This is a genomic window from Halogeometricum sp. S1BR25-6, from assembly GCF_031624495.1.
In the GTDB taxonomy this organism is placed as follows: Archaea; Halobacteriota; Halobacteria; order Halobacteriales; family Haloferacaceae; genus Halogeometricum; species Halogeometricum salsisoli.
Genome location: NZ_JAMQOP010000002.1, coordinates 715,829 through 730,586, shown reverse-complemented (window position 1 = coordinate 730,586; position 14,758 = coordinate 715,829). Strand labels below are relative to the sequence as shown.

At 67.6% G+C, this 14,758-nt stretch carries 16 protein-coding genes; 6 read left to right on the top strand and 10 right to left on the bottom strand.

The window, feature by feature from the left end:
* Nucleotides 1-42 precede the first annotated feature (42 nt).
* Nucleotides 43-1,119, top strand: coding sequence for an archaeosine biosynthesis radical SAM protein RaSEA (locus NDI76_RS13820; protein ID WP_310924669.1), 1,077 nt, complete (start codon nt 43-45; stop codon nt 1,117-1,119).
* A 438-nt stretch (nt 1,120-1,557) separates the two neighbouring features.
* On the opposite strand, the gene purQ is transcribed toward NDI76_RS13820, so the two are convergent.
* Both purQ and purS read right to left on the bottom strand, forming a co-directional pair.
* Nucleotides 1,558-2,241: a phosphoribosylformylglycinamidine synthase I gene (purQ, locus tag NDI76_RS13815; RefSeq protein WP_310924668.1), complete on the bottom strand. Its 684-nt coding sequence runs from the start codon at nt 2,239-2,241 to the stop codon at nt 1,558-1,560.
* A gap of 112 nt (nt 2,242-2,353) precedes the next feature.
* Nucleotides 2,354-2,605, bottom strand: a complete 252-nt coding sequence (purS, locus tag NDI76_RS13810) for a phosphoribosylformylglycinamidine synthase subunit PurS (protein ID WP_310924667.1) — start codon at nt 2,603-2,605, stop codon at nt 2,354-2,356.
* Nucleotides 2,606-2,797: 192 nt separating this feature from the next.
* Between purS and NDI76_RS13805 the strand changes: the two genes are divergently transcribed.
* On the top strand, nt 2,798-3,811 hold the full coding sequence (locus tag NDI76_RS13805) for a formyltetrahydrofolate deformylase (protein WP_310924666.1): 1,014 nt from the start codon (nt 2,798-2,800) through the stop codon (nt 3,809-3,811).
* A gap of 52 nt (nt 3,812-3,863) precedes the next feature.
* On the opposite strand, the gene NDI76_RS13800 is transcribed toward NDI76_RS13805, so the two are convergent.
* On the bottom strand, nt 3,864-4,889 hold the full coding sequence (locus NDI76_RS13800; protein ID WP_310924665.1) for a phosphoribosylaminoimidazolesuccinocarboxamide synthase: 1,026 nt from the start codon (nt 4,887-4,889) through the stop codon (nt 3,864-3,866).
* Between the two features lie 161 nt (nt 4,890-5,050).
* Here NDI76_RS13800 and NDI76_RS13795 point away from each other — a divergent pair, with 161 nt between their 5' ends.
* Nucleotides 5,051-5,863: a Sir2 family NAD-dependent protein deacetylase gene (locus tag NDI76_RS13795; protein WP_310924664.1), complete on the top strand. Its 813-nt coding sequence runs from the start codon at nt 5,051-5,053 to the stop codon at nt 5,861-5,863.
* A 63-nt stretch (nt 5,864-5,926) separates the two neighbouring features.
* On the opposite strand, the gene NDI76_RS13790 is transcribed toward NDI76_RS13795, so the two are convergent.
* Nucleotides 5,927-6,382, bottom strand: a complete 456-nt coding sequence (locus NDI76_RS13790; protein WP_310924663.1) for a DUF5518 domain-containing protein — start codon at nt 6,380-6,382, stop codon at nt 5,927-5,929.
* 164 nt (nt 6,383-6,546) lie between these two features.
* Here NDI76_RS13790 and cofH point away from each other — a divergent pair, with 164 nt between their 5' ends.
* Both cofH and NDI76_RS13780 read left to right on the top strand, forming a co-directional pair.
* Nucleotides 6,547-7,959 carry a 7,8-didemethyl-8-hydroxy-5-deazariboflavin synthase subunit CofH gene (gene cofH / locus NDI76_RS13785; protein WP_310924662.1) on the top strand — a complete coding sequence of 471 codons (1,413 nt, stop codon included), beginning with the start codon at nt 6,547-6,549 and terminating at the stop codon, nt 7,957-7,959.
* Between the two features lie 70 nt (nt 7,960-8,029).
* On the top strand, nt 8,030-8,581 hold the full coding sequence (locus NDI76_RS13780) for a metal-dependent hydrolase (protein WP_310924661.1): 552 nt from the start codon (nt 8,030-8,032) through the stop codon (nt 8,579-8,581).
* 39 nt (nt 8,582-8,620) lie between these two features.
* Here the strand turns inward: NDI76_RS13780 and cofG are convergent, their stop codons facing one another.
* The 5 genes from cofG to NDI76_RS13755 form a co-directional block, all read right to left on the bottom strand.
* Nucleotides 8,621-9,778 (bottom strand): 7,8-didemethyl-8-hydroxy-5-deazariboflavin synthase subunit CofG, encoded by a 1,158-nt coding sequence (cofG, locus tag NDI76_RS13775; protein WP_310924660.1) that lies wholly within the window; start codon nt 9,776-9,778, stop codon nt 8,621-8,623.
* 91 nt (nt 9,779-9,869) lie between these two features.
* Nucleotides 9,870-10,508 (bottom strand): 2-phospho-L-lactate guanylyltransferase, encoded by a 639-nt coding sequence (gene cofC / locus NDI76_RS13770; RefSeq protein ID WP_310924659.1) that lies wholly within the window; start codon nt 10,506-10,508, stop codon nt 9,870-9,872.
* 57 nt (nt 10,509-10,565) lie between these two features.
* Nucleotides 10,566-11,354, bottom strand: coding sequence for a hypothetical protein (locus NDI76_RS13765; RefSeq protein WP_310924658.1), 789 nt, complete (start codon nt 11,352-11,354; stop codon nt 10,566-10,568).
* Nucleotides 11,323-12,504, bottom strand: a complete 1,182-nt coding sequence (locus NDI76_RS13760; protein ID WP_310924972.1) for a tubulin/FtsZ family protein — start codon at nt 12,502-12,504, stop codon at nt 11,323-11,325. Before NDI76_RS13760 ends, NDI76_RS13765 begins: the two co-directional genes overlap by 32 nt.
* 244 nt (nt 12,505-12,748) lie before the next feature.
* Nucleotides 12,749-13,645 (bottom strand): complex I NDUFA9 subunit family protein, encoded by an 897-nt coding sequence (locus NDI76_RS13755; protein ID WP_310924657.1) that lies wholly within the window; start codon nt 13,643-13,645, stop codon nt 12,749-12,751.
* A 142-nt stretch (nt 13,646-13,787) separates the two neighbouring features.
* Between NDI76_RS13755 and tmk the strand changes: the two genes are divergently transcribed.
* Nucleotides 13,788-14,399, top strand: a complete 612-nt coding sequence (tmk, locus tag NDI76_RS13750) for a dTMP kinase (protein ID WP_310924656.1) — start codon at nt 13,788-13,790, stop codon at nt 14,397-14,399.
* 3 nt (nt 14,400-14,402) lie between these two features.
* Here the strand turns inward: tmk and NDI76_RS13745 are convergent, their stop codons facing one another.
* A complete protein-coding gene (locus tag NDI76_RS13745; protein WP_310924655.1) occupies nt 14,403-14,723 on the bottom strand; it encodes a DUF7991 family protein in 321 nt (106 codons plus the stop codon).
* Nucleotides 14,724-14,758 lie beyond the last annotated feature (35 nt).

The following is a 14,758-nucleotide window of genomic DNA, read 5'->3' as shown; positions in this document are numbered from 1 at the left end:
GCAGGCGAAGCGGATTTACGCGCACGTCGGATACCACCGGTAATGAGTCAGCCGAGTCCCGAAGTGTACGAACGGGGGAAGGGCATGGACGCCCACAACGAAGTGATGCGCGAGATTCGCTCGCGCAAGGACCGCACGTACGACCCCCACGAACCGACGCGCGTCTGGATGGACGAGGACAACACGCCGGACGGCGTGAAGCAGTCGCTCACCATCATCCTCAACACCGGCGGCTGTCGGTGGGCGCGCGCCGGCGGATGTACGATGTGCGGCTACGTCGCCGAGTCCGTCGAGGGCGGCAGCGTCGCCCACGAGGCGCTGATGGACCAGATTCAGGTGTGCCTGGACCACGAGGAGGAGAACTCGGACGAAGAGGCCGAACTCATCAAGATATACACCTCCGGGAGCTTCCTCGACGAGCGAGAGGTCGGCGCGGAGACGCGCCGCGCCATCGCCGAGACGTTCGGCGACCGCGAGCGAATCGTCGTCGAGTCGCTCCCCGACTTCGTCGAACGCGAGAAACTGAAGGACTTCACCTCGCAGGGACTCGAAACCGACGTCGCGGTGGGGTTGGAAACGGCGACCGACCGCGTCCGACACGACTGCGTGAACAAGTACTTCGACTTCTCGGACTTTGAGGACGCCTGCGCGGAGGCGGGCGCCGTCGACGCGGGCGTGAAGGCGTACCTCCTGATGAAGCCGCCGTTCCTCTCGGAGTCCGAAGCCGTCGAGGACATGAAGTCCTCCATCCGTCGGTGCGCCGAGGTCGACTACTGCCACACCGTCTCGATGAACCCAACGAACGTCCAGCGGTACACGATGGTGGACGAACTCTACTTCCAGGGCGGCTACCGCCCGCCGTGGCTCTGGTCGGTCGCCGAGGTGCTCGAATCGACCGCCGACGTCGACGCCATCGTCGTCTCCGACCCCGTCGGTCACGGCTCCGACCGCGGCGCGCACAACTGCGGCGACTGCGACGACTTGGTGCAGAAGGCCATCAAGGACTTCGACCTGCGGCAGGACCCCTCCGTGTTCTCGCAGGTGTCCTGCGAGTGCGAAGGGACGTGGGACGTCGTGATGGACGAGGAGACGTCCTACTCGATGCCGCTGGCTCGCTGAGAGCGCTCTTTCCCCTTCGTTAGGTTGCCGACAACCCGTTCTATACGGCACCATACCGTTCCTAACCGCCGGTTACGCCCCGCGAAGGCTGCGGGTAGTAAGGGTGGTGTCCGCCCTTCGGAGAAGTAGGTGCGGCGCACGCATCGGAAGCGTTCCCGCGCGCCCGAGCGGCGTCGTACCTCACTATGACAACAACGTACAAGACGGTGTACTACGCCGACGGGTGGCTCGAAATCCGCGAGGGAGACAACCCTGACGGGTGGATAGCCACGAGCGACCCGTGCGCGGTCGACCGGTAACCGACCTGATTCACGCCGATAGAACGGTTTGTTTCGCTCATGGGGTCGGAGACGGGTCCGCGGACCGCGGGTTCGACGGTGACGCGATGCGTCGTCGCGGCGCCTCGATTTTCGGGAAGCTACTCGCCGAGCGACCGCTTCAGACGCTCTCGAACCCGCGGAGCACGCCCGCGCCGTCGGTGCTGCCGTTCAGGTCCGGAAGCGACGCGCGCTCGGGGTGCGGCATCAGCACGCCGACGTTCTCGGCCTCCCCGCGGATGCCCGCCACGTTGCCGCGCGACCCGTTCGGGTTCGCCTCGGACGTGACGTTCCCCTCGGCGTCGCAGTAGCGAAAGAGGACGCGGTCCTCCTCGACCAGCGTCTCGTACCGGTCCTCGCTCACCTCGAAGCGTCCTTCGCCGTGCGCGATGGGGAGTTCGATGACCTCACCCTCCTCGTAGGCCGCCGTCCACGGCGTCTCGGCGTTCTCCACGCGCAGATGGACGCGCTCGCACTGGAAGCGGGCGCTCTCGTTCGTGGTGAAGGCGCCCTCGGTGAGACCGGACTCGCAGCCGACCTGCGCGCCGTTGCAGACGCCGAGGACGGGCGTCCCCTCGCTCGCCGCGTCACGGACTTCGCGCATGACCGGCGACCGCGCGGCCATCGCGCCCGCGCGCAGGTAGTCGCCGTAGGAGAAGCCGCCGGGGAGCATGATGCCGGTGACGCCCTCGGGCAGACCGTCCTCGTGCCAGACGCGTTCGGCGTCGATACCGAGGTGGTCGAGGGCACGGACGGCGTCGCGGTCGCAGTTCGACCCGCCGAACTGGATCACCGCGACCGTCATCAGACTGCACCTCCGTGTGCAGTCTCGACGGGCGGGGTGAAGACGGCGACTGTCATCGGGACGCACCTCCGTGCGGAGCCTCGACGGAAGTCGTCGCAGGTGCGACGGCCATCTACGCCTCCGTCACGTCGACGTCGTAGTCGTGAATCGTCGGATTGGCGAGGAGGCGCTGGGCCATCTCGTCGGCCCGGTCCTCGGCGTCCGACGCCGACGCCGCGTCCACGTCGACCTCGAACTGGTCGGCCGAGCGGAGCGCCTCCAACTCGAACCCGAGGCGTTCGAGCGCGCGCTTGGTCGTCTCGGCTTCCGGGTCGAGGACTCCCCGCTTCAGGCGGACCGTCACCGTGGCGGTGTAGGTCGTCATCGGTTCGTGGTGCGCGGTCGTGCGTAAAAGCAGTTTTGGACTGCGTTTGGTGTACACGAACGTGCAACTGACCCGGCCGGAGTCGGTTCCGCAGTACGGACGGAGGCCCGCTGTGCGGATGGGCATGCTTTTCACCGCTCACCGTCTTCTTCCGCCGATGACTCCGCAGTACGGCAGTCGGAGGTGGGACCGATGACAGAACTCACCGAGATTACGGTCATCGGGGGGGACGAAACCGGACTCATCGCCAACTTCACCACCCTGCTGTTCGAGCGCGGAATCAACGTCGAGGACCTCGACCAGGCCGTCCGCGATGGCGTCTTCCGGATGACGCTGAACGCGGACACCTCCGAGATGGTCTGCACGGAGGATACCCTCCGGGAGGCCCTCCAGGACCTCGGGGAGGACCTCGGAGTCGACGTACAGGTCCGCTTTCCCGCCGATCGGGGGACCAAACAGATCGCCGTTCTCGCCACCCGCGAGAGCCACTGCCTCGAAGCGCTGTTCGAGGCGTGGGCGAACGACGACCTCGGCGCGGACATCTCTGTCGTCATCGCCAACCGCGACGACCTACGGCCCCTCGCCGAACACTACGACGTGCCGTTCCACGACGTCGGCGACGAGAAGGGGTCGCCCGACGAGGACGAACTCTTAGAGCGCTTGGACGAGTACGACGCGGACCTCGTCGTCCTCGCGCGCTACATGCGCATCCTCGGGCCGAACGTGGTCTTCCGCTACGAGGACCGCATCATCAACATCCATCCGTCGCTGCTCCCGGCGTTCCCCGGCGCGGCCGCCTATCGACAGGCGAAGGAGGAGGGCGTCCGCATCGCCGGCGTCACCGCACACTACGTGACGACGGACCTCGACCAAGGGCCCATCATCACCCAACGGGCGTTCGACGTGCCCGACGACGCCTCCATCGAGGAAATAAAGTCGCTCGGCCAACCGCTCGAGGCCGACGCCCTGGTCGAGGCGGTCAACCTCCATCTCGACAACGCGGTGAGCGTCCACCGCGGCCGAACCAGTCTCCGCGAGGACGCCGACGCCTCGAAGTATCAACTCGGTGCGACCGACGAGGCCGTCGAGGCGAACCCGGACCGGCCGATAGACGGACTGACGAGCGCGCTCGGCGGTGTAGACGAAGCCGAAGACGTCGACGCCGAGGACGAAGCCGAGACGACGCCCGGCCCGTCCGACGACTAGCGCGGCCGCTCTCTCCTTATGTCGCTCTCGCAGTCGGAGAGATACGGCGACGCTACAGGTTTCGTACGCGGTCGACCGCGTCCGCGACCGGCGGCGCGTCGAACCACTCCGACCCGGTGTAGGCGTTCGTCCCCGCGGCGTACAGTTCCGAGACGGCGGTGACGACGGCGGCCGGGAGGGGGTCCGGCGACGCCTCGCAGAGCGAGCGCCAGTCCGCGACGCCCTCCTCGACGGCCCGTTCCTTCGCGTCGGCGACGGCGGCCACCCACTCGGGGTCGGTCTTCTTGTAGTACTGGCGGACGACCTCCTTGGAGACCTCCTGGCCGTCGTAGGAGAATCGGTTCTCGTCGAACGTCCCCACCACGTCCGCGACTTTTATCGCGCCGTCGTGGTACAGACACTCTATCTTCCCGTCCTCGTGAGCGAACCCGGCGCGCTCGGCACGTTCGTTCAGGATGTGATTGACCGCGAGGGCGAGTTCCTCTAATTGATCTAACTCGGCGGCCCCGGCTATCGATTCGGCCTCGGCGCGGTCGAGGTAACGGTCCTGTTCCTCGTACTTCGTGGAGAACTCGACGACCGGTTCCGGCAGGTCGACGACGCCCTCGGGCCACACGTCGGCGTCCAGTCCGTAGTCGCGCGGGGACCCCCGACCGCGGAGGCTGGAGCCGACGGGGACGGTGTTTCGGAAGACGATTTCGAGCGGAATCAGGTAGTTCTCGCCGGCCTCGGCGTGGTAGGCGTCGTAGTCGTAGGCGTTCTCCTCGGAGAGATACGGCAGGTCCGGCACCTGCGTGAGTTCGATGACCATCTCCGTCGGCGGCGACTCGCAGTCGCCGAGGTCTTTCACCTCGCCGCCCTCGCTCACGCCGACGTAGTGCGTCGGGATGTGGTTGAGGTCCAGAAGCTCGAAGTTGAACGCTCCCATCGTGCAGAGCGACGCCCCCTTCCCCGGGACGTGGTCGGGCATCTCCCCCCAATCGAACACCGAGTACTGGTCGGTGAACACGAACCGGCCGCGGCCCGGTTCCGTCGCCGTCGGCTCCGCCTCCACGCGGAACTCCTTCACGCTGGTCATGCGAGAGGTGGGGTCGGCCTCTCACAAGAATCCTTCCACTCCCGTGCCTACTCTCGGCGACTCATTGCCGGATATACTCACGAACCTGTATCGTTAAAGTGTTCTAGAGACGAATTAATGTCTAGCGTGAAGCTTTTACACTTCGGCTACGATGAATGTTCATGGATGAACAGGTGGCCGACCTGGCGGAGACGCTGGTCGCGGCCGACGGGGTAACCGTGCTGACCGGTGCGGGCGCGAGCGCCGCGTCCGGCGTACCGACGTTCCGCGGCGACGGGGGAATCTGGGGAACCGAGTTCGACGTCGAGAAGTTCACGCTCGAACGATTCGAACGCGACCCGCGGGGGTTCTGGGAGGACCGCCTCGAACTGCACGACCGACTGTTCGGGGACGCCTCCGGACCGAACGAGGCCCACCGCGCGCTCGTGTGGCTGGAGGAACTGGGCGTCGTCGACGCCGTCGTGACGCAGAACACCGACGGACTCCACCGCGACGCGGGGACGCAGCGACTCGTCGAACTGCACGGCGACGCGTCGCGGTCGGTCTGTGCGGCGTGCGGGGAGTCCGTACCGACCGAAACGTCGCTGGACGAGGTCCGCGCCGGCGACGCCCCGCCCTCGTGCCCCGAGTTCGGCTGCGAGGGTCACCTCAGACCCGACGTGGTCCTCTACGGCGAGGACCTCTCGGAGGCGGCTTACGGGTCGGCGCGCCGACTCGCCTGGGAGAGCGACGTGTTCCTCGTCGTCGGGTCGTCGATGACGGTCGAACCCGCGGCGTCGCTTCCCGTCGAGGCGGCCGAGCGCGGGGAACTCGCCGTCTTCGACGCCGCCGAGACGGTCAACGACGGCCTCGCGGACTACGTCGTTCGCGGCGACGCCGCGGAGACGCTCCCGGCCCTCGTCGAGGCGGTACAGTCGCGGATGACCGGGATGGAGGAGGCACATCCCACGCGGGAGGGAAGGCGGGTCAGGTAAGAACGACGAAACGTAAGAACGAACGAAACCGGACGGGTCGACTCGGACGCGACGGTCACGCGTTCAGAGGGAGGAGTCGGCGTCGACGTCGACGCTCTCGCCGCGGCGGCGGGCGCCGTCCCCGTTCCGGGTCTCTTCGCGGACGTAGACGCCGAGGTAACCGCCCACGGCGGACAACCCGGCCGAGAGCGTCACGACGAGCAGCGCGACGACCAGCAGGAGGCCGGCGAAGAACGCCGTCGCGCCGAACGCGTTCTCCACGATGGTGAAGAACCCGAAGCCGCCGAAGACGAGGGCGACGAGGAGGACGACGGGAATCGCGGCGATGGCGCCCGAGGCGGCACCGACGCGGAGGCCGTCCTCGCGCGACCCGGCGTGGAGGTATCCCGCCACTCCGCCCCCGATGACGGGGGAGAAGGGAACGAAGGAGGTGACCACGCTCACCACCGCGCCGAGGAGGGCGCTGACCCAAAAGCCCGTTCCGTCCCGTTCCGCACCGACGACTGACTCATCGTACATGCTCCTCTAGACGCGCGCCGAGGAGATAAACCGCGAGCGAGGGGTGACAGCACCCGTCGGCGGACCGGCGGTGACGGCGAGGGACCGATTCCGCTGGGGTTTTCCGAGTTCCGCGGGTGACCGCGACCGCCTCACTTTTGTGCGCCGGCGCGGTGGTCGTGCGTATGACCGACGCGCCGGTACCGAGCGAGGAGGAGGTCGAGTTCGACCACGTGCCCGACACCGACCAGTCGTTCGAGAACGCCCTCGCGAAGGCGCGCGCCGGCGACCGACTCGCCGTCGCCGACGGCATCGAACTGATGACGACGGGGACGGACCGGTCGGGGATCGACCTCCGACGCAAAGAGCAGGTGCTGGAGGCCGCGGACCGCCGCCGCGCCGAGGTGGTCGGCGACGACGTCACCTTCGTGGCGAACCTGAACAACAACGTCACGACGGCCTGCAACACCGGCTGTCTGTTCTGTAACTTCAAGAACACCGCCCACCAGTTCGAGTCCGACCACGAGGGCGAACACACCGGGTTCACGAAGACGCCCGCGGAGTCGCGCGAAATCGTCGAGGACGCCCTCGATACCGGCATCTACGAGGTGACCTCCGTCTCGGGCCTCCACCCCGCGTTCGTCCTGAACGAGGAGCACCGCGAGATTCTGGCGGGCTACGAGAACCCCTACGCCGAGGTGGACTACAAGCCGCCGGCGGCGTACGACAAAGACCCCGGGACCTACGTCGACCAGATGCGCGCGATGTCCGTCGGCGGCGCCCACCTCCACTCGATGACGCCCGAGGAGGCCTACCACGCCCGCCGCGGCACCGACTGGTCCTACGAGAAGGTGTACCGAGAACTGAAGGCCGCGGGTCTCTCGTCCGCACCGGGTACCGCCGCGGAGATTCTCGTCCCCGAGGTGCGCGAAGTCATCTGCCCGGGGAAGATTTCGACCGAGGAGTGGGTCGAAGGGATGGAGGGCGCGATGGCCGCCGGTCTCGACGTGACGGCGACCATCATGTACGGGCACGTCGAGAACGCCGCCCACCGCGTGATGCACCTGAAGGTCATCCGAGACCTGCAGGACCGCACCGGCGGCATCACGGAGTTCGTCCCCCTCTCCTTCGTCCACCAGAACACGCCGCTGTACGACCGGGGACTCGTCACGGAGGGGGCCTCCGACGCAGAGGACGAACTGATGGTCGCCGTCGCGCGCCTCTTTCTCGACAACGTGGACAACGTGCAGTCCTCGTGGGTGAAGTACGGCAACGCGAAGGGGCTGAAACTGCTCAACTGCGGCGCCAACGACTTCATGGGCACCATCCTCTCCGAGGAGATAACGAAGCGCGCGGGCGGCGGCTACGGCGAGTACCGCTCGTTCGACGACTACGTCGACATGGTGTCGGCCATCGGCCGCCCGCCGGTGGAACGCTCGACGGACTACCGACAGACGCGTCCGCTCGACCCCGACGACGGCCCGCACGGCCCGACGCTCGGCCCGCGCGCGGACGGGACGCCCATGCTCTCGGACGCCGACTCCGACTCCGGTTCCGGAGACGGGGACGACGGCGCTCCCGCTCCCGCGGACGACTGACTCGCTCGCACACCGGCGAGCGGCGCCGGCGGGCGCAGTCTGAAGTACGCGCCGCCCCTCCTCTCTCCCCATGATGGTGACGACTCACGCGGCCGCCGCGCTCCTCTTCTTCGGCGCGCCCGCGTCCCTCCTCGCGCCGCAGTTCGCCCTGCCGGCCCTCGCCGGGGCGCTTCTCGGCGGCATCGCGCCCGACATCGACCTGTTCGTCGGGACGCACCGCAAGACGCTGCACTTCCCCGTCTACGCCTCGCTCGCGGGACTGGGAGCCGCCGTCGTCGCCGCTTTCGCACCCTCCCCCCTGACCGTCGCCGCGGCGACGTTCCTCCTCGGTGCGGGCCTGCACGCCGCCTCCGACTGGTTCGGCGCCAGTGACGAACTCCGGCCGTGGGAGCGTACGTCCCTCCGCGCGGTGTATCTCCACCCGGCGAAACGCTGGTTAGAACCCCGTCACGTCGTCCGGTACGACGGCGCGCCGGAGGATTTCCTGCTCACGCTCGTCTTCTCGCTACCGGTCGCGTACCTCTTCGACGGTCCCGTCCGCATCGTCGTCGGGGCGGGACTCCTCGTCGCTGCGGCGTACACGCTCTTCCGTCGACGCGTCCCCGACATTCTCGGCATCTGAGCGGTCACTGAGCGGTCACTGAACGGTTACGCCTTCGGCTCAGTCGGCCGACCCGACCGCCAGCGGTCCGTCCCGGCGGGCGACGCCGCGGTAGCGTTCGCCGTGCACGTCGTCGGCGTCCATCGCGCGCGCGACCCGGTCGGAGAGCCACGAGCGGTCCGTCTCGACGCCGTCGAAGCCGGGACGACGGTGGCGTTCCGGGAGGTACCGCTCGTAGACGGGTAGTCGCTCGTACAGCGGAACGTCGGCGCCGTCGGCGATATCGCGGAGTTCGTCCAGCGCGGGCCAGGCGTAGTCCGGGTTGACGTAGTCGTCGGTGACCGGAGAGACGCCGCCCAGGTCGTCGACGCCGCAGTCCAAGAGGTCGCGCGTCGGCGAGAGGTTCGGCGGAACCTGCACGGATACCTCCTCCGGGAGGGCGACCCGCGCCATGGCGACGACGCGGCGCATGGTCTCCAGCGAGGGCCGTTCGAAGTCCGAGCGCTCGTTCGGCACGACGTTCTGGACGATGACCTCTTGGACGTGGTCGTAGCGCTCGTGCAGTTCACGTATCGCGAGGAGGCTCTCCGCGCGGTCGCGCCACGTCTCGCCAATTCCAATTAAAAGGCCGGTCGTGAACGGAACGCCGACTCTCCCCGCCGCGCGGAGGGTGTTAAGACGTTGGCCGGGCGTCTTCCGCCGGCCGCCCGAGTGGGCTTTCACGTCGGCCGTCGTCTCCAGCATGACGCCCATGCTCGCGTTGATGGGCGCGAGGCGTTCGAACTGTTCCTCGGAGAGGTCGCCGGGGTTCGAGTGCGCCAGCAGACCCTCCTCCATCGCCATCTCGCAGCAGTCGCGGAGGTAGTCGAGCATGTCCTCGTACCCCCACTCGGCCAACTGGTCGTGAACCGCCGTGTAGCGCTCGTCGGGTTCGTCGCCGAACGTGAACAGCGCCTCCGTGCATCCGGCGTCGGCGCCGAGTCGAAGCGTCTCGCGCACGTCCTCGGGGGACATGAGCGCCGCCTCGCCGGGCACGTCGTAGTAGGTGCAGTAGGTGCAGGTGTACCGACAGGCCGTCGTCAGCGGGAGGAAGACGTTCCGCGAGAACGTGAGTTCGGACGCCGGGGAGGCGTCCGCGGGCGTCACGGCGAGCAGTCGTTCGACGTCGGCGTCGTCGGGTTCGAGTTCGATGCCGTACGTCTCGGCCGCGGGGAACACGACTCCGCGTGCGCAGCGAACGGACAAAAGGGTTCACTTCCGGGCAGGCGCGCCGCCTCGGCGTCGTCGCGCCCGTCGCCCGGTTCCGTCGCTACTCCGACCGGCGGACGCCGACGCGCCCCTCCCGGACGACCACCTCGAAGCCGGCGTCCGCAAGCCAGTCGCGCGCCCGCCTCTCGCCGTGGAGGAGGACCTCCGCAAAGTCGACGGGTTCGTCGACGTCCGTCGCCAGTCGCATCGAGTCGACGACGCCCACCGAGAGGCTGGCGTCGGCCGCGATTCGGCGGTGGTCGCGGTACGACGCGCCGTGGTAGTCGACCCGGAAGTCGGGGTGGCGGACGACCAGCGCGTTCGTCCCGCCGCCGCGACCCGGCGCTATCGCCACGTCGCCGGTCGTCTCGAACAGTCTGGTCAGCGACTCGGGCGTCGCCAGCGCGAGGTCGGCCATGACGACGGCCACCGTCTCGCCCGGCCCCTCCGGAAGCGCGTCGTCGACGGCGTCCGTGAGCGGTCTGTCGTCGACGGCGACGGCGACGCCGTCGAGCGCGGGGTCCTCGCTCGACTCCGGCGGGGCGGTCGTCAGGAGGGTCGGCGTCCCGCCGGCGGCGCGGACGGCGTCGACTACGTCCGCGCGCATCGCTCGGGCGAACGCCCGCCGCTCGTCGGCGTCGAGAACGTCGGCGAGGCGGCTCTTCGGGTCACGCGCCGCGTACGGGACGACGACCTGCATAGATGCATCCGCGTCGTCCGGAATAAAGAACAGAACGGTCCGTTCGCGAGTCGCGAGTCAGCCCAGTTTGTCGTAGCCGGTCTGCTGGGAGCGCCAGTAGAAGACACCGCCGACCACGGCGCCGAGGGCGAGAAGTCCGCCGCCGGCGTAGATGGCCATCTGTCTCGTCTGACTCGACTGCTCGGCCTGCTGGGCCTGCGACTCGGCGTCGGACGCCAGTTCGGTCGCGAGGTCGAAGCTGTTGCCGCTCTCGAACGCCGAGACGGCCTTCTCGAACGTGCTCTGCGCTTCGTCCGACCCGGACGCGTCGACGGCGGCCCGCGCCTCGTCGAGTGCGCCCCGCGCGTCGCCGCTCTCCTCGGTGAAGTGGTGCGCCGACCACGAGTCGATATCGTTCGTCGACCCGCCTGCGCGGGTCTGTTCGAGGCTCAGCACGGTGAACGACTGGGCGGGGTCGTAGACGTACGACTCCACCTCGGGCGCGGTGCCCGAGACGCTCACTTCGACCTCGCTCGTGCCGTCGTCGGCGACGACGCTCGCGCCGCTGAAGTTCTGCCCGTCGAAGGACTCCTGTCCGACCTTCGCGCCGGTCTGGTCGTAGTAGGTGACGGTCCACGTCACGTCCTCCAACTCGGTCGACCCGGCGAGCGTCCACGACTCCAACTGCGGGTTCTTGTACAGTTCGTCGAGCGTTACCGACGCGGTGACTTTCGAGTCCACCTGCGCCTCCTCGGGCACGTCGTCTCCGCCGACCGAGACGGCGGCCGCCGGGGCCGCCGCGGTCACGAGGACGACGAGCGCCGCGAGGACGAGTTTAGAACAGCGACTCCAACTCGTCTTCGCCATCGTTGACTAAATTCTCCAAGTTTTGATCGCTCTCCTGTCTGATATCGTCGATGTTCTCCTGCGCCTCGATGGCGACCTGCTGGAGTTCCTTGATGCGGGGCACGTTCGTGACGCCCGACAGCAGGATGACCGACGCGACTTTGCCGGAGTTGCGGATGGGGTAGTCCCCGCCGCGAACCTCCATGCTGCCGGTCTGCTCTTCGATCCACTTCCGACCGCGCTCTATGCCTTTCCGATTGAGGTGCTCCGGCGGGCCGGCCATCACTAACAGCGCGCGCTCTGTGCCCTCTATCTCGCAGGGGAGCGTGAGGCGACCGAGCGCGGCCTTGCGGACCAGCGACGTGATGCGGTTGGTCGTGTGAGCGGTGTCTATCTGCTCGTCCTCGCCCCCGCCCGTGATGCGCGAGAGGAGGCCGCCGCCCGAACTCTTCTCCTCGACGGTCTCGGAGGCGTACCCGACCGTGGAGACGCCGCCGCCCGCGAGGGTGTTGATAATCTCCGAGGAGTCGACAACGCTCTCTGCGACCTCGCCCCCCTGTTCGACCTCGCCGGCTCCGAAGAGCACGCCGAAGCGCGTCACTATCTCCTCGTTGATCTCGTCGTACCCGCCCTGAACCGACTCTCCGGTCTTCCGCCAGGAGTCGTTGTCGAACACCATCAGGTTGTCCACCTCGCGGACGAACGTCTGGAACGACCGCGCGGCGTTGAGAGTGTAGATACCGCCCTCGTCCCCGCCCGGCAGGACGCCGATTCCGTAGACGGGTTCCGTGTAGATGCGCTTCAGGTGTTTCGCCAGCACCGGCGCGCCGCCGCTTCCGGTGCCGCCGCCGAGACCGGAGACGACGAGGAAGGCGTCCACCTCGTGGACGGGGATGCTGTCGACGGCACCCTGCACCTCGTCGATATCCTCCTCGGCGATTTCCGCGCCGAGTTCGTTGTCGGCGCCGACGCCGTGGCCCTTCACGCGGGACTGCCCGATCAGTACGCGCTGGTCCTGCGGGATGTGTTCGAGACCCATCAGGTCGGCTTTCGCCGAGTTGACGGCGACGGCCGCCCGGACGATACCGGACCCGTGCCGCTTGTCGTACTCGACGAACTTGTCGACGATCTTTCCCCCGGCCTGCCCGAATCCGATCATTGCGAGCTTCATCGTTTCTTCGTTCCCCTCACCATTGACTGTCAGGTATACGAACACGAACATAAACCTTGCGCTGCATTAATGTCTGGAAAATGTTACAATAACTCCGGAAACGACGGACAGGACCGCTACGACACACGGTATCTCTCCCAAACAAGCTAGCTTAACGGGCGAGCACGTCTGCCGCCAGCTCGACATTTCGGTGTCGTTAACGCCCCCAACGGACCGGTTTTCCGGTCGCGCGCGGCGACCGACGCTACCGTTCGCGGCGGTCGTTGAGGTACGCTTTGAGCGTCGTCAGTTCGCCGGTGGAGTAGTCGAAGGCGCCGATGTCGTTGTCGTCGGTGACGTTGTCGAACTTGAGCGAGCGGTACTGGTCGGCGCCCATGGGGAACCCCGGGACCGACCCGGCGACGGTGAGTCCTATCTTCGCCAGTCCCATCGGGACGGAGACGACCGTCGTCGACCGGCCGTCCGACTCGTGGATTAGTTTCGCTATCTCGGCCAGCGTCATCTTGTCCGGACCGCCGACCTCGTACACCTGCCCGACGTGCTTCTCGTCCTCGAGGGCGTCGCTCATCATCGGCACGAGGTCCCCCACCCAGATGGGTTGGAAGCGCGTCTTCCCGCCGCCGGGGAGCATGCTCACGTACGGGGGCGCGAGCATCTTCGTGAACGAGACGAACTCGCCGCCGTCGCCGAACACCACTGAGGGCCGGAACACGGTCCAATCAAGGACGGACTCGGTGACGATCTCCTCGGCTCGTCCCTTCGCCCGGATGTAGGCGGTCGGACCGTCCGGGTCGGCGCCCAGCGCGCTCATGTGGACGAGGTGGTCCACCTCGTGCTTCTCGGCGGCGCGCACGACGTTCTCCGTCCCCTGGCGGTGAATCTTGTCGTGCATCTCGTTGCCCCCGCTGGGCTTGAACAGCGGCGAGAGCGCGACGAGGTTGTAGACGGCGTCCATCCCCTCGAACGCCTCCTTGATGGAGTCGTACGCCGTGACGTTCCCCATCGCCTTGTTCACACCCGCCGGGAGGTCCTCGCTGCTCGGACTCCGCGAGAGGGCCGTCACCTCGTGACCCCGCGATTTGAGTTCGCGACACAGGTTCGTCCCGATGAAGCCGCTGCCGCCGACGACGAGAACTTTCATCGCCTATAGTTGTCGCGGAAGCGACGTAAATGTACCCCCGTCGGCCCCGTCGTCCCTCGGTTTCGCGGCCGACTCGACGCGTCCACCGAGTCCGCCGCCGCGACTCGTGCGGTTTTAATCGCCCCGCCGTCCACCCCGAAGCATGCTCATCACGCTGGAGGGGTTGGACGGGAGCGGGAAGACCACCGTCTGGGAGGCGCTACGGGACGTCTACCCCGACGCAGTGTTCACCCGCGAGCCCACCGAGTCGTGGTACGGCGACGCCGTCTACCGCTCGATGGCCGACGAGGACGCCGACTCCCTCGCGGAACTGTTCCTCTTCACGGCGGACCACGCCGACCACCTCTCGCGGGTGATTCGCCCCGCTCTCGCGGAGGACGACCTCGTCATCTCCGACCGGTACTCGGACTCGCGCTTCGCGTACCAAGCGGCGTCGCTCGAAGACTCGGACCTGCGCCGCCCGCTAGAGTTCATCCGGGGCATCCACGCGGCATTCTCCCGACCCCCCGACGCGACAATCTACCTCGACGTCGACCCCGAGACGGCCGCCGCCCGCGCCGGCGCGACGAACAAGTTCGAGCGCGCCTCCTACTTGGCGCGGGTACGAGAGAACTACGAGCGACTCATCGACGCCGAACCGCACCGCTTCGTCCGCGTCGACGCGACGCAGTCTCCCGAAGACGTGGTCGAGATGGTCGAGCGGAGCGTCGAGCGACTCGTCCGCGAGGACGGTGACGACGGGCGTCGGGGCTAACCCTCAGTTTCCCGTCTCCGGCAGGTCGTACTCCTCCGGCGGCGGGACGTACAGCGTGTCGACGGTGAATCCGAGCGCCAGCGGCATCCCGACCATCACGGCCAGCGCCGCCACTGGACTCCCCAGGTTCGGCCCGATGCCGAGGACGCCCGTGAACACGAGCGTCGTGACGAACAGGGCGACGGGGATGAGCGTCAACGAGTAGACGACGTATCCCCACTGCGTGTTCAGTCGGATGCGGAAGAACCGCGTCATCACCGCCGCGAGGAGGGTGTGGCCGGCCAGCACCACACCGAACAGCACGAGGTTGAGGACCGAGACCATACCCGAGGTAGGGGGCCTGCGAACTTTACACCCTC